This is a genomic window from Aggregatibacter sp. oral taxon 513, assembly GCF_018128305.1.
Classification (GTDB): domain Bacteria; phylum Pseudomonadota; class Gammaproteobacteria; order Enterobacterales; family Pasteurellaceae; genus Aggregatibacter; species Aggregatibacter segnis_A.
Window position 1 is genome coordinate 1,028,364 of record NZ_CP072381.1, and the last position, 14,648, is coordinate 1,043,011.

At 43.6% G+C, this 14,648-nt stretch carries 11 protein-coding genes and 1 tRNA gene; 1 reads left to right on the forward strand and 11 read right to left on the reverse strand.

Translation table 11 applies throughout. The features are described 5' to 3' along the window. The first annotated feature begins 147 nt into the window (after window positions 1–147). A complete protein-coding gene (locus J5A60_RS04970) occupies window positions 148–1,605 on the forward strand; it encodes a DASS family sodium-coupled anion symporter (RefSeq protein ID WP_109103823.1) in 1,458 nt (485 codons plus the stop codon). A 101-nt stretch (window positions 1,606–1,706) separates the two neighbouring features. Here the strand turns inward: J5A60_RS04970 and truA are convergent, their stop codons facing one another. From truA to J5A60_RS05025, 11 genes are all read right to left on the reverse strand, one after another. Then, entirely contained in the window at window positions 1,707–2,492 is a 786-nt protein-coding gene (truA, locus tag J5A60_RS04975) for a tRNA pseudouridine(38-40) synthase TruA (protein ID WP_212509647.1), read from the reverse strand. A gap of 149 nt (window positions 2,493–2,641) precedes the next feature. Then, window positions 2,642–3,034, reverse strand: coding sequence for a 30S ribosomal protein S9 (gene rpsI, locus J5A60_RS04980; RefSeq protein ID WP_006718334.1), 393 nt, complete (start codon window positions 3,032–3,034; stop codon window positions 2,642–2,644). Window positions 3,035–3,051: 17 nt separating this feature from the next. Further along, window positions 3,052–3,480, reverse strand: coding sequence for a 50S ribosomal protein L13 (rplM, locus tag J5A60_RS04985; RefSeq protein ID WP_006718336.1), 429 nt, complete (start codon window positions 3,478–3,480; stop codon window positions 3,052–3,054). Window positions 3,481–3,721: 241 nt separating this feature from the next. After that, window positions 3,722–4,318, reverse strand: a complete 597-nt coding sequence (locus tag J5A60_RS04990; protein ID WP_212509648.1) for a bifunctional 2-polyprenyl-6-hydroxyphenol methylase/3-demethylubiquinol 3-O-methyltransferase UbiG — start codon at window positions 4,316–4,318, stop codon at window positions 3,722–3,724. 10 nt (window positions 4,319–4,328) lie between these two features. Continuing rightward, window positions 4,329–6,308 (reverse strand): exodeoxyribonuclease V subunit alpha, encoded by a 1,980-nt coding sequence (gene recD, locus J5A60_RS04995; protein ID WP_212509649.1) that lies wholly within the window; start codon window positions 6,306–6,308, stop codon window positions 4,329–4,331. Further along, window positions 6,308–9,970, reverse strand: coding sequence for an exodeoxyribonuclease V subunit beta (recB, locus tag J5A60_RS05000; RefSeq protein WP_212509650.1), 3,663 nt, complete (start codon window positions 9,968–9,970; stop codon window positions 6,308–6,310). The genes recD and recB overlap by 1 nt, the downstream gene beginning before the upstream one ends. Window positions 9,971–10,039: 69 nt before the next feature. Continuing rightward, window positions 10,040–10,396 carry a DsrE/DsrF/TusD sulfur relay family protein gene (locus tag J5A60_RS05005; RefSeq protein WP_212510748.1) on the reverse strand — a complete coding sequence of 119 codons (357 nt, stop codon included), beginning with the start codon at window positions 10,394–10,396 and terminating at the stop codon, window positions 10,040–10,042. Window positions 10,397–10,398: 2 nt separating this feature from the next. After that, entirely contained in the window at window positions 10,399–11,709 is a 1,311-nt protein-coding gene (locus tag J5A60_RS05010) for an NCS2 family permease (RefSeq protein WP_212509651.1), read from the reverse strand. Between the two features lie 156 nt (window positions 11,710–11,865). Further along, window positions 11,866–11,942: transfer RNA gene (locus J5A60_RS05015), tRNA-Val, on the reverse strand. Window positions 11,943–12,125: 183 nt separating this feature from the next. Next, window positions 12,126–12,656: a bifunctional 3-hydroxydecanoyl-ACP dehydratase/trans-2-decenoyl-ACP isomerase gene (fabA, locus tag J5A60_RS05020; protein ID WP_006718349.1), complete on the reverse strand. Its 531-nt coding sequence runs from the start codon at window positions 12,654–12,656 to the stop codon at window positions 12,126–12,128. Window positions 12,657–12,798: 142 nt separating this feature from the next. After that, a complete protein-coding gene (locus tag J5A60_RS05025; protein WP_212509652.1) occupies window positions 12,799–14,583 on the reverse strand; it encodes a Lon protease family protein in 1,785 nt (594 codons plus the stop codon). Between the last annotated feature and the right edge of the window lie 65 nt (window positions 14,584–14,648).

Below are 14,648 nucleotides of genomic sequence, written 5' to 3' on the forward strand. Positions count from 1 at the left end.
GACATTAATTTCCACATCATTATTGTGCTTTTTAGTTCAACAGGCATATTATATTCCTTGAGAAAGGACTCAATTTAATCATATGAATAATGGATTATTCACCGTAGAGAGCAATCTCACTCTAATTAATAAACTCGGAGGAGTTATATGGAAGGGAAAACAATTGCGCCAATTGAAGTAAAAATGGGCTTCAAATGGCAAGGGTTACTGCTTTCAGTGATTGTCGGGATGGCAATTTGGCTGATTCCAATACCGGAAGGCCTTTCTGCCAAAGCATGGGGTATGCTTGCCCTATTTGTTGCCACGATTGTGGCGATTATCGCCAAAGCCATGCCCATGGGCGCAGCAACATTAGTCGCACTCGTCATTAGCGGTTTAACCGGCTTAACACCGTTATCTCCCGCCAAAGGGGAAGTGGGCATGTTATCCGGTTTCTCCAACGGAACCATTTGGTTAATCGCCATTGCGATGTTTTTATCTCGCGCGGTCATCAAAACCGGTTTGGGAAAACGCATTGCCCTCTATTTCGTCGCGCGTTTCGGTAAAAAAATGATGGGCGTTGCTTATGGTATCGCATTAGCCGATGTGGTCATTGGCCCGGGGATTCCGTCTGCCTCTGCGCGTGGTGGCGGTATCATGTATCCCATCATGCAATCCATCGCTGATGCCTACGATTCCAAACCCGGCCCAACCGCCAGACGTGCCGGTGCATTTCTTGCCATCGCCGTATCACAAATCGACACTATCGTGTGTACCATGTTCCTCACTGCCATGGCGGGCAACCCGTTAATCGCGGAACTTGCCAAAGGTCAAGGCGTTGAAATTACGTGGATGACTTGGTTCTTAGGAGCCATCGTACCGGGCGTTATCAGTTTGATCGTATTGCCTTATTTCGTCTATTTGATTTACCCGCCTGAACTCAAAGACACACCGAAAATGGCAGAAATGGCGCGTGAAGAATTGCATAATATGGGGCCAATGAGCAAAGCTGAATGGATTTTGGCGCTTGATTTCATCTTATTGTTGTTCTTATGGACCGTAGGTGATTTGGTCTTCCATATTCCGGCAACCGTCTCCGCCTTTATCGGTTTGGTGATTTTGTTACTCACCAACATCATGAGTTGGAAAAATATCGTTGCTGAAACCACCGCATGGGACACCATGTTCTGGTTTGCAGTTTTGGTGATGATGGCAAATGCATTGAATAAATACGGTGCCATTGCTTGGATTTCCAGCCATATTTCCTCCTCGGTGGGGGCATTCAGTTGGCCGGTTGCCTTTACGATTTTAGTCTTAGTGTATTTCTACACTCGCTACTTTTTCGCGTCTGCCATGGCGCATATTTCCGCCATGTACTTGGCATTCGTTGCGGCAGCCATTGCCGTTGGCACACCACCGATTATTGCCGCGCTCGGCTTAGGTTATACCTCTACCCTCTCAATGAGCTTAACCCAATACGCCGGCGGCCCTGGCCCAGCCCTCTATGGTTCCGGTTATAACTCAACCGGTCAATGGTGGGGCGTCAGCTTCGCCACCTCCATCGTATCCCTCATTATATGGTTTGGTGTCGGTGGCTTATGGATGAAACTATTAGGTTGGTGGTAAAACCATATCAAGCTTTATTACTGACCTAAAATTCTTATAAAAAAATGACCGCACTTTATTTTTCAACCTAAAGTGCGGTCACTTTTTCCAGTATTTTTAAATTAATCTGCGAGAAATAATGGCCCCATCGGCATTTTCGGCAATGCAAATCGGTCGGGATAAAGCACATTGACCAAATATAATCCTTCCGGTTTAGCTGTCGGTGCGGCGAGAGTACGATCTTGCTGAGCCAATAACCAAGCTAACCATTCCACCGGTTGATTGCCGCAACCCACCTCAATCAAGCTCCCCACAATGTTACGCACCATATGATGAACAAACGCGTTTGCTTGAATATCCACGATGATATATTGCCCTTGGCGACTGACGTTTAAATGGTGCACATTACGCCACGGCGTGTTGGATTGGCATTGCGCAGCACGGAAAGAACTGAAATCATTTTCACCGAGCAACGCCTGCCCTGCTTGGTGCATTAATTGATGATCGAGTTCCAAATGGCAATGGGTCACGCCTTGCGGCAAAATGGCTGAACGCAGTTTATTACAATATAAAATGTAACGATAACGACGAGCAGTAGCGCTAAAACGGGCATGAAAATCATCATCAACCACTTTCGCCCACCGCACAGCAATATCATCGGGCAAATTCGCATTGACACCAAAACTCCAGGCTTTCTCAGGACGATTAGCAGTCGTTTCAAAATGGATCACCTGCCCAGTGGCATGTACGCCGGAATCCGTACGACCTGCACAGAAAATACTAATGTCTTCATCGGCAACGGTGGAAATCGCCCGTTCCAGTTCAGCCTGTACGCTTGCCACTTTTTCTTGTTTCTGCCAACCGAAATACTGTTTTCCGTCGTATTCCACACTTAATGCAATTTTCATGTTCTACTCTGATTTTACTTAAAACGGCGTGCATTATAACAAGGCTTGGCGGATCTCAAAACATTCTAAAAACCCACCGCACTTTTGCTGAATTTCACACATAAAAAAAGCAGAGATTGCTCTCTGCTTTTTGGAAAAACGTATAAAAATTAACGTTTGGAGTATTGTGGACGACGACGTGCTTTATGTAAACCCACTTTTTTACGTTCAACGCGACGTGCGTCACGAGTAACGAAGCCTGCTGCACGAAGTGCTGGGCGTAAGGTTTCATCGTATTCCATCAATGCACGGGTAATACCATGACGGATTGCACCCGCTTGACCGGAAATACCACCACCTTTAACAGTGATGTATAGGTCTAATTTATCAGTTAATTCAACCAATTCTAACGGTTGACGAACTACCATGCGAGCAGTTTCGCGACCGAAATAAACGTCTAATTCGCGTTGGTTGATAACAATCTTACCATTGCCCGGTTTGATAAATACACGAGCTGAAGAGCTTTTGCGGCGACCTGTGCCGTAGTTTTGATTCTCTGCCATATCCTAAAACCTCGTGATTAAATATCTAATACTTGTGGTTGTTGTGCAGCGTGTTGGTGTTCAGCACCTGCGTACACTTTTAATTTACGGAACATTGCACGGCCTAATGGACCTTTTGGCAACATACCTTTAACCGCAATTTCAATCACTGCTTCAGGACGGCGTGCGATCATTTCTTTGAAAGTCGCTTGTTTGATACCGCCTACATAGCCTGTGTGCCAGTAGTAAATTTTATCGCTGTCTTTGTTACCGGTTACAGCAACTTTGTCCGCGTTGATAACGATGATGTAATCACCTGTGTCAACGTGCGGAGTATATTCAGCTTTATGTTTACCACGAAGACGACGCGCTAATTCAGTCGCCAAACGACCTAAAGTTTTACCTGTCGCATCTACTACATACCAGTCGCGTTTAACCGTTTCTGGTTTTGCTACAAAAGTTTTCATTAATTAATTACCAATATAATAATATTAATACCCAGTGCTTAAAAAAGCACAACCAGTTATCTTAATCTTCACCCCTTCGAGTGCGATCTCGACAAAATAATGCGCGGTGGGAATCCGCAGCATTTACAGGGTCGGGCGATTATACAGAAAATTTCACCGAAAAGCTAACGGTTTTACAGGGAAAATACGATAAATTTTGACCGCACTTTGTCTTTTTATTCTTCACCGTCAAATAAAAAATCTAGGGTTTGCGCCCTAACAGGCAAATCACAGAACTGGCACCAACATGACGGCTGCCTTCATTCATTTCTCGCACATCATGCTCTGCCAATAGCCATTCCAGCCCCAATAATGCTTGTTGCATCTCCTCCAACGAGCCGAGCATTTCAACATGGCTAGGCCCGCCGGTGCCATAACGAAGTTGATCAGGATGATAAAAGACGCCGGCAAACAAGCCGCCCGGTTGCAAGGCATTCACAATACGTTGCATGACTTGAGTCCGTTCCGGTTCCATAAAATGGCAAAAGACGGACGTAATCACCGCATAATGCGCCGTGGGCATCGTCATTTCGGCAATATTGGCTAATCTCGTCGTGAATGGTACCTGATACTGATGCGCCAACGCTTGTGCTTTTCGCAATCCCACTTGAGAGAGATCCACTCCTTCCGTTTCTAATCCGTGACGGGCTAAAAAGATGCCATTACGCCCTTCTCCCGTGGCAAGATCTAAGGCTCTTCCCGAGGTTGGCAAGTAAGGCTGAATTCTGGCGATAAACTCATTGGGTTCCGTGCCGAAAATATATTCTTCCGTTTGGTAACGCTCATCCCATTTTGTCATGTATTTTCCTTTATTCTGCTAATAACTGCCCTAATCCGCTTTGGCGTTGTACCGGATTTTTCACCGCACTTTCCCACACACTTTGCGATGCAAATACCGTGAGGAAATCTTTGGTGCGTGTGATTCCCGTGTAAACCAGCTCTTTGGATAAAACCGGGCTATTCTCCAACGGTAAAATCAGGAACGTATGTGGAAATTCGGAACCTTGAGATTTATGCACGGTCATGACAAAGGCGGTCTCATGATTCGGCACCCGGCTTGCCAGCACCGTTTTGTAGCTATTTTGTCCTTGTTCAAACCATACGCGCCCATGACCTAAATAAATACCGATGTCACCGTTATATAAGCCGACACTACTGTCATTTTGTGTAACCATAATCGGTTTTCCGATATACCATTCCCGTTCCTGATGAAATTGTAACAACCGTTTTTGACGCAATTTTTCTGCAATAGCGAGGTTTAACTGCTCGACACCAAACTCGCCTACGCGTAATGCGGTTAAAAAGCGGATACGGTTAAACGCGGCAAAAATTGACCGCACTTGATCTTCATGAAGAACGCCCTCTGACGGAATCTGTTGTAAATAGCGCGCATATTCTTCCGCAGCACGATCGACAATCAATTTCACACAAGCTTTACGCTGTTGCTCGTCGTCTTTATTACTCAAATAATGCGCAAAATCCGTTAAGTACACACCACAATGCTTATCTTGATGTTGCTGATATTGTTGTAATAACTGCCAACTCTTGAGCGCATCCCCTAAATTCACGGTCGTTGCCAACTCACCCACTTCCGGATTCGCCCCAAAACGGCGACTGACTTGTAAATAACAAATACTGTCGCTAATAGCATTTACCTTATCTTCTGATGGCAATGTCATCCCTGTCGTTGCCTGTAAATATTGCGCCATGGACGAGCTGTATGTCGGTTTTGCCGCATTCACAAAACGCCCTAATTCGCCCAAAATAGCACCGGCCTCTACGGAAGCAAGTTGGTCTTTATCGCCCAACAAAATCAGTTTGGTTTCCGGTTTGAGCGCATTAAGCAATTTAGCCATTAAGGTGAGATCGATCATGGATGCCTCATCCACCACCAACACATCCCACGGCAATGGATTGTCCACATGATAACGGGTTTCTTCACTGAAAAAGCGTACACCAAGCAAACGATGGATCGTTTCTGCGTTCATCGGAATCGCTAAATTCTCGACGATTTCCCGCTTACTTGGTTCCTGTGCAAATGTCTGTTTTAAACGTTCCACGGCATCCACAATAGATTCCGTTAAACGCGCTGCCGCTTTACCTGTTGGCGCAACCAATTTAATGCGCAAATCGTTTTGATACAGTTCTTGCAAGGTTAAAAGCAACTTGGTTACGGTTGTTGTTTTCCCCGTTCCCGGCCCGCCGGTAATTAAACAAAAACGCTGACGCAGCGCTATAGCCACGGCGATTTTTTGCCAATCAATCCCCTGTTCTTCCTGAAAATAGCGATCGAGAATCGAGGCAATTTGTGAGAGTTGCTCGGTTGAAAAAACAGGCTCAAAACAGACTGCACTTTTGAAGTAATCGGCAATTCGAAATTCGTCTTGCCACACACGATAAAAATACAAGCAATTAAACTGCAACACCAAGGGCGCAATTTGCTGTAATGGCGAATCCGTAAAGGCGATGTGTTGCGCCTTTTGCAAGGTAGATTGCCATTGGGAGATCGGCAAATAATCAATTTTTTGCTGAATTTCCGTCAGATAAATACGTTCGTTGAAATAATCCTGTAAACCAAATAAATCCTGTTCAGTGGCTTGGTTCAACAAAAGACAGGTGTTGCCTTGACGATAATTAAAATTACACAATGCCGCCATCAGGACCGCCAAGTTTTGCACAGAGGGCGCATAATCAAACGGTTGCTGTTTACGGTGAATAAACTCGGCAAAATAATAGTCGGCGGCGTTAATAATGCCTTTTTCTTTGAGTTGGGATAATAGAGCTAACATCAGAATAAATTCTCCAAAGCCTGAATTAACGCGTAATCCGGCTTATCAAAAAACACACCGCCCTGATTTTCACCGTTCATGCCGCGTAAGAAACAATAAAACACACCGCCAAAATGGGTTTCGTAGTCATAATTTGCGTCACGTTGTTGTAAATAACGGTGCAATGCCAGCGTGTAAAATAAATATTGCCAGTTGTAATGGTTTGCCAGCATGGCTTGCTCAAGGCTTTTACCAACGTAATTTTGCGGCTCTACACCCAGGAAATTCGATTTGTAATCCACCAAATAATATTTACCGTTATGGCAGAAAACCAAATCCATAAAACCGCGTAACATACCTTTAATCGCATCAAATTGCAGCGCTTCCGATGGCAAACGGTGATGTTTTTGCAACACGCGATTAAATGCCGACACATCAAATACCCGATTGAGTTTCAAATAAAACTGCATTTCTTTCACACATTGCTGGCGAGATAAATTATTCAGCTTCAACGTTGGATCATCCGCACTTAACGGCGTATCTAAAATAGCGTTCATCCATTGTTGTAAGGATGGCAACCACGTTTCATCTAACTGTAGCCATTGGCAGAGTTTTTGCACTTTGTCTTCATTTAACGGCTGACTAAAATCATATTTTTCCAAGAAACGGTGCAATGCGGTACCGATTTTAATCCCGTGCGGGAAATCAAAAGGCGAATAACCGAACGGATAGGCAGATTCATGACTAGTGCTTGCAGGCATTGTTTCTGTCGCTTGCTCGTTAAAATCGTAATCGTTGCCGCCATCAAAAACAGGCTCAAAAGCGACCGCACTTTCTGCTGCTAGCTGTTCTTTGTAATATTTTTTATTTTGATGAATTGCCTCAATAGCGCTGAAACTGGTCACCGTCCAGTTTTGTTCAATATGTCCAGTGAATGTTGCCGCGTTTAATGGCGTTTGAGTCTCCGACTGCATTGGTTCATCTAGTGCTTTTAATGCCGTGGTTTCAGAAATCTGCACACTTCCCTGCGGGGCGCGTTGAACCAAGTTTTCTAATAGCGGCAAGCTATCGTAGGCTGTCGGATTCTCATTCGTTTGAATGTCTCCTTGTGTGAGCACATATAACAAGGCACTCCACTTTTTCTCAAAGGTTTTCGGCACACCGATGTTCAACTGATATTTCGCTCGGGTCAGCGCCACATAGAGTAAACGAAGATGTTCGGCAAAATCCTCTTGTTTTACATCCTTCCCATGAGAATCATCAATATCCCACAGCACCTCATCCCGATCTTGGTCGTAATAAGTTGAAATGTGTTCAGACCTAAATTTGGGGGCATAACCGACAAACGGCAACCAAACTAAATCATACTCCAACCCTTTGGATTTATGAATCGTGACAATTTTGACCAACTGCAATTCGCTTTCCAACCGCACTTGTTGCTCTTTTTGCCGATCTTCCCCTTGAATTTGCTTTTCAAACCAACGTAACAATGCGGCTTCACTTTCGTTCAACGTTGCCGCTTCTTGCAATAACTCCGCTAAATGCAGCAAATCTGTCACCAGACGTTTACCATCCACGGTGGGATACAATTTTTCAGTAACTTTTTCTTGTAGGAATAACTGGTGCAACATCACCAATACACCTTGTTTTTGCCACGTTCTTTGATAATGAATAAATTTTTCTACCCAATATTCCCAACGGTTTTCGTCTAAACGAATACGCTGAATATCGGCCGCCGTTTGCGCAAAAATCGCCGTTGCAACAGCATTTAAAATGTTGCGTTCAGAAAACGGATTCAGACATGCCGTTAAAATTAACAACAGATCTTTTGCTGCATTACTGTCAAACACATTGCTATTTTCAGACAAAAACACGGAAGCAATACCAAGACGACGTAACGCATTTTTTACCAAATCAGCTTCTTTGCGACTACGCACCAATACCGCAATACTTTCCGGTTTTAGCGTTTTTTCGATGCCTTTTTCATCGGAACGAAAATCGGCGGTATTTTCCACCGCACTTTGCAACCAATGTTGAATAGAAATGGCACAGGCTTTCGCCATATTCTCTTTTACGGAAGCTTCATCCACATAAAACCGCACGACAGGTTCCAGTTCACCGTTTAACCAAAATTGCGGATGATCGTCTTTGGCTGCGACCGGTAGGAATTGAATCTTGTCATATAAAAACGGAGGTTGTTCGGTAAAATCAAACAAATGATTGACACATTGCACCACATCTTGGTGAGAACGGTAATTTTTTCCTAAATTGAAACGGTGCTGCGCTTCATCAGCCGCTTTAAAGTAAGTAAAAATGTCTGCACCACGGAATTTATAAATCGCCTGTTTTGGATCGCCAATCATAATAAAGCCGTTATCCGACGCAGGATCTAATCGCTGTGGTTCTACATATACCTTAGAAAAGATCTGATACTGCACCGCGTCCGTATCCTGAAATTCATCAATCATGGCAAACGGGAATTGATAACGAATCATCTGCGCGAATTCAGTATTATTCGGGTGGTACAAGGCGTCTTTTAACAAGCGCAATAAATCATGAAAACTTTTTTCGCTATGATTGAGTTTGTATTTGGCTAGCTGCCCATTCAGCGTTTCTAAATAATGAAACCAGAGCGCTTGAGATAGTAAAGCCTGTTGTTCGGAAAATGCTAACAACTCATCAATTTTGATGAAAAGCGGATGGCTCAAAGCTTCCTGTGCTTCCTCGCCTTTCTGTTCGTCCATTGCCGTTTGCCCGAAGCGGTAAAAACAATCCGGAAAATCTGCTTTTTCGTTTTCCGCCCAATGCTTCATAGCGGCAAGCCATTTCGGGTGATTAGCTGATGTGAAACTGCGACGGTTTAATTTTTGTTCTTTCGCATTCTTATATTTGGTGTTGATTTCTGTTTCAATCAACTCCGTAATTTCCACCTCTTTTTCTAGCCATTTTTGCTTTAATTCCTGCGTTTGAGCGATTAATGCTTGCGAGTAATCGGTAAGTTTTGAAAGAAATTTCTCGAAAGTCCCCTCAAAAAAGTGCGGTCGTTTTTCCGGAAGTTTTAATTCGGTTCCGGCAAATTTTTTGATTTTTGTCACAATATTGCTTGGCGAAACCAAATTCTTTTGAATAAATTCGACAACCACATAAGGCTGTGAATAAAAATACTCACGCCAAATTTTTTGTGCCAAGCGCAACAACAGCTCGTCTTCTTCGCCAGTCAATTCTAGATTGAAATGAACGCCTGAATTGAAGGCGTATTGCATCAGCATTCGGCGACAGAAACCATGAATGGTATAAATCGCCGCCAAATCCATATTTTGTTCCGCCAAAGTCAGGCGTTGAATCGCCAAAGGTAAATCAGTGATGCTCGCAACCAATTCGCGTAAAAAATCATCCTGTTTAAACACCGCGGAATCTTGTGTCTGCTGATAAGCTGTCAATTTTTGTTTGGCATCGTAAATACGTTCGCGAATTTTGCGTTTCAGCTCCTCTGTCGCCATTTCAGTAAAGGTCACCACCAAAATTTGCTCAACATTCAACGCATAAGGAAAGGTATTTTCTCCCGCTTGCAGTAACAAACGTAAATAAAGGGAACCCATGGTGTAGGTTTTACCTGTACCGGCAGAGGCTTCAATTAAGCTGACAGCATTTAATGGAATGGAGATCGGATTGAGTTGTTGCATGGTTAAGATTAAAAGAATGAAAAATATTGAATAAAATAAGGGCGGAACCGAATCCGCCCAATACTCTCGTTAGAAATTAACGACTTTATCTGCCCATAACGTCCATTTGGAAACATCATCTAAAGTGCCGCGAGTAATGCCGTCAATTAATTTGGCTTCAAATAAACCGCGTGCTTTGGTGCAGCTTGTGCAAAGTTTAACTTCCGCACCTTGTGCCACCAAGATTTCCATCACTTGTTGTACGTTAGAACCTTCATTTGGGTGCTGACCGGCAATGCCGCTTAACACCGAATCACCAAAACAGAACACTTTAATTTCCACTTCCTTGCCATGTTCTTCCTGTAAATTCACGGCTAAACGTAATGCGTTGAAGCTTTTTTCTGTGCCATATGACGATTCATTTAAAATAAAAAGAAGTTTTTGCATCATTAACCTACCCAGATAAATTTAATTAAGAATAATAAGGAAACCACCCACACCGGTGCATTCACTTCGCGCCAACGCCCCGTTCCGACTTTCATCACACAATAGCTGATGAAGCCAAAAGCGATGCCTTCTGTGATGGAGTATGTAAATGGCATCATCGCAGCCGTAATAAAGGCAGGAGTCGCTTCTGTTAAGTCGTCCCATTGCACTTTAATTAAGCTGGATGCCATCAAAATACCCACATAAACCAATGCGCCCGCGGTGGCATAAGCAGGCACCATGCCGGCTAATGGAGAGAAGAAGATCGTCAGTAAAAACAATAACCCGACAACAACCGCCGTCATACCCGTGCGCCCGCCGACCGATACGCCTGCGCCACTTTCAATATAAGTACTGATTGCAGAAGTACCGATATACGATCCGACAACGGCGCTTGCGCTATCAACATATAAGGCTTGTTTCATTTTCGGGAAACGCCCTTTTTCATCGCTAAAACCTGCTTTGTCTGTCACGCCAAGCAAGGTGCCGGACGAGTCAAATAAGTTCACTAATAAGAAAGAGAAGATGATACCAATAAGTGCCGTATCCAAGGCGCCGGCGATATCCACTTGGCCAACCACTTGAGTTAATGCCGGTGGCATGGAAACGATGCCATGAAACATCACGCTTTCGTCAAAATACAATGCAAGTGCGGTCACTGTAGCGATAGAAATTAGCACGCCGGAATAAATATTGCGTGCTGCCAATACCACGATAATAAAGAAGCCAAGGATGCCCAATAACACTTGTGGACTGTGTAGATCGCCTAAAGCAACCAACGTTGCAGGATTCGCAACGACCAGCCCCATATTTTTAAAGCCGATTAAGGCGATAAAGAAGCCGATACCGGCACCAATGCCGACCCGTAAACTGAGCGGAATAGATGCCATCAACCAATAACGGATTTGGAAGAGAGTCAATAGCAATAAGCCGACAGAACCCCAGAAAATGGTGCCCATGCCCACTTGCCAGGAATAGCCAAGTTTACCGACCACCACATAAGCAAAGAAGGCATTCAAGCCCATTGCCGGCGCTAACGCGATAGGCAAGTTACTGAATAACCCCATGGCAATCGTACCGAAGCCTGCAATTAAACAAGTGGTCACAAAGACAACTTGCTTATCCATGCCCGCATCCCCCAACACAGACGGGTTCACGAAAACGATATACACCATGGTGAAAAAGGTGGTAATACCGGCAATAATTTCAGTTTTGGACGAGGTTCCTTTTTCTTTTAATTTAAAGAATTGTTGTAGAAAAGATTGATTTTCCATTGTAATTTCCAATCAGAGACAAAATAAAAACGATGAAAAACAAGGTTATAAGAAAGGTGTTTTTCCCGCTGATTCTAGCAAAAGATCAGAAAGACTGCGACGGGTTTGGAAAAATAAAAAACGAGATAAGAAAGAAGAAAAATAAGCAAAAAAAGATGGTGCGACCGGCTGGACTCGAACCAGTGACCCCCACCATGTCAAGGTGGTGCTCTAACCAACTGAGCTACGGTCGCAGTGAAAAGTGCGCTAATAATAGCTACCTTTTTAGGCTAAAACAAGTTTTTTATTTGATTGCATGGATGACTGCAAAAAAATTAACCAATTCATTATAAAGATAAAAATATTGCAAAAACAAACCGCACTTTCCTTGCTAGAAAAGTGCGGTCAAAAATTTGAATGTTTTTTAGAAACGTGAATTAGAAACTTGACGTATCTTGGAAAAGACCTACTTTCAAATCGGTTGCGGTGTAGATTACACGGCCGTCCACTTCCACTTCGCCGTCTGCCATGCCCATGACTAATTTACGGTTAATCACGCGTTTCATGTTGATACGGTAAACCACTTTTTTCGCACTTGGCAAAATTTGCCCGGTAAATTTCACTTCGCCAACGCCTAAAGCGCGGCCTTTACCTTTACCGCCAACCCAGCCTAAGAAGAAGCCAACTAATTGCCACATAGCATCTAAACCTAAGCAACCCGGCATTACCGGATCACCGATAAAGTGACAAGCAAAGAAAGGTAAATCAGGATGAATATCTAATTCGGCTTCAATATAGCCTTTGCCAAAGGTACCACCATCCTCGGTCATTTTTACAATACGATCCATCATTAACATGGTCGGTGCAGGTAGTTGCGGACCTTCTTTGCCAAACAATTCGCCACGTCCAGAAGCCAATAAATCTTCGTAAGTGTAACTGTCTTTAATGTTTGGAGTACAAGTGTTCATTATTAATCATCCTATAAAATATGGTTAAACAACGTAATGTTGAATGCGGGTTGGATTCTAGCAAAGCATTCCGTTATTTAAAATAGCTAACACTTGTACGCCAAACTTGTCCGATCAGTTAATTTTTGATGGCTATTTTGATTTAGCGATTTTTTCTCCCGAAGAACAGATCCCACAAACCGAATTTGTGAGATTGCTGTTCAGAATATTGATCAATACGCTGATGAATCAAACGAGACAACGGCAAGGTGTCAAAATCATACGTTTTATTTTCTTGTTCCACCAAATCCCGCTGCAACAAAATTTCACAGGCTTGATCCACTGTTTCTACCGGATAAATAAAAAACTCTTGGTTTTTAACCGCACTTACCACCGCTTCTGACAAACTCAGCTGATTTAGCACCGCACTTGGGATCATCACGCCTTGTTTACCCGTAAGTCCACGACGTTGGCAAATAGTAAAGAAACCTTCAATTTTGTCATTTACACCGCCCACGGCATGCACTAAACCAAATTGATCGATTGCACCGGTAATCGCGATGGATTGTGATAATGGCAAGGAAGACAAAGCACTTAATAAGACGCAAAAACTCGCTAGAGAGGCACTGTCTCCGTCAATTTCACCATAAGATTGCTCGAATACTAAAGAAGCGGAAAAGGGCAACTGTGACGGCAATTCAAGCACATTGGCCAAGCAGGCTTCCGCAATCATAATACCCTTGCTGTGAATATTACCCGCTAGTTCATTTTTGCGCTCTACATCCACAATTTCGCCATCGCCAAATTGCACGATACAACTGATTCGCGAAGGCTCACCGAAAGACAATGGAGTGCCCGGATATTCAATGATTGACAAACCATTAATTTGTCCCACCATCTCGCCTTCAGTCGCCACATAAATTTGTTCCTGCAAAATACCATCGTAGGTTTGCTCACGCAGAAAACCAAATTGCGCTGTTTTATGTTGAAAATAACGTTCAAAATCCACCGCACTGAGTGGATTAGATTCGGTTAAAAGTGCGGTCTCTGTGAGCATCATTTTTAATTTCAGCGGTGATACATTAATCAAATGGCGATTTTCACTGTCACGCACTAATAATTGATACAGTTTGTTAAAACCTCTTAAATCCAACGCCGGTAACTGATTTTGTTGGGCAACCCATTGCACATAACGCATCCACTGCTGTTGTTGCTCCGCCGTTTCCACACGGCAATAGCTTTCAATTTCCGCATAATCTGCTAGATGATACAGCGCTTCTTCCAGCTCTTCTAACGCCGCTAATTCCGTGCGATTGCCTAGCACAATCACTTTCAAGGACAAAGGGTAACTCGGAATTTCACAAGGTAACGTTTTAAATGGATGAGCGGAATACCAATCAAACACACCTGTCGTTAAAATCTGTTTCAAACGTTGCCATAAATCAAATTGTGCCAATAATGCGCCCGCACTCACGATCAATACGCCGTTATTCAGCTGGTGAACCAGCCCAGCATGAAGTTGAATATCATGAGAAGACGCATGCACTTTAAGCGAACCGAATAACTGGAACTGATCCAAATATAACGCCGTAGCAACGCTTTTTTTGGCTGCAAAATTATCTTCTAGCGATTGTGCAGGCTCAATGTAAACACGTGGAAAAGAGAAAGAATCCCCTTGTTCCACGATATATTGCACCCCACACACGCCGACTTCCGGTTGGTACGTTTTAATAAAACCTTCCAATAAAGACGCATATTCCGCTTGGTCATCCGCTTTCATCACCAATAAAGCGCGGTGAGAATTTCGGATGAAATGACGCACAGCTTCACCTGCGCGAGGTTGTAACGCAAAAAAATCCTGAGATAGTGAGGGAATCTCGGTTACCGTCAATTCCGGACGTAAGGCCTTCCAAGGCAATGTAGTATTAGATAAAGAAGATAAAGTCACATTAATCTCTGTGTTGTCTATTTAATTTGCGCGCATTATCGCACATTTCTTCCCGTCTTTCTTCG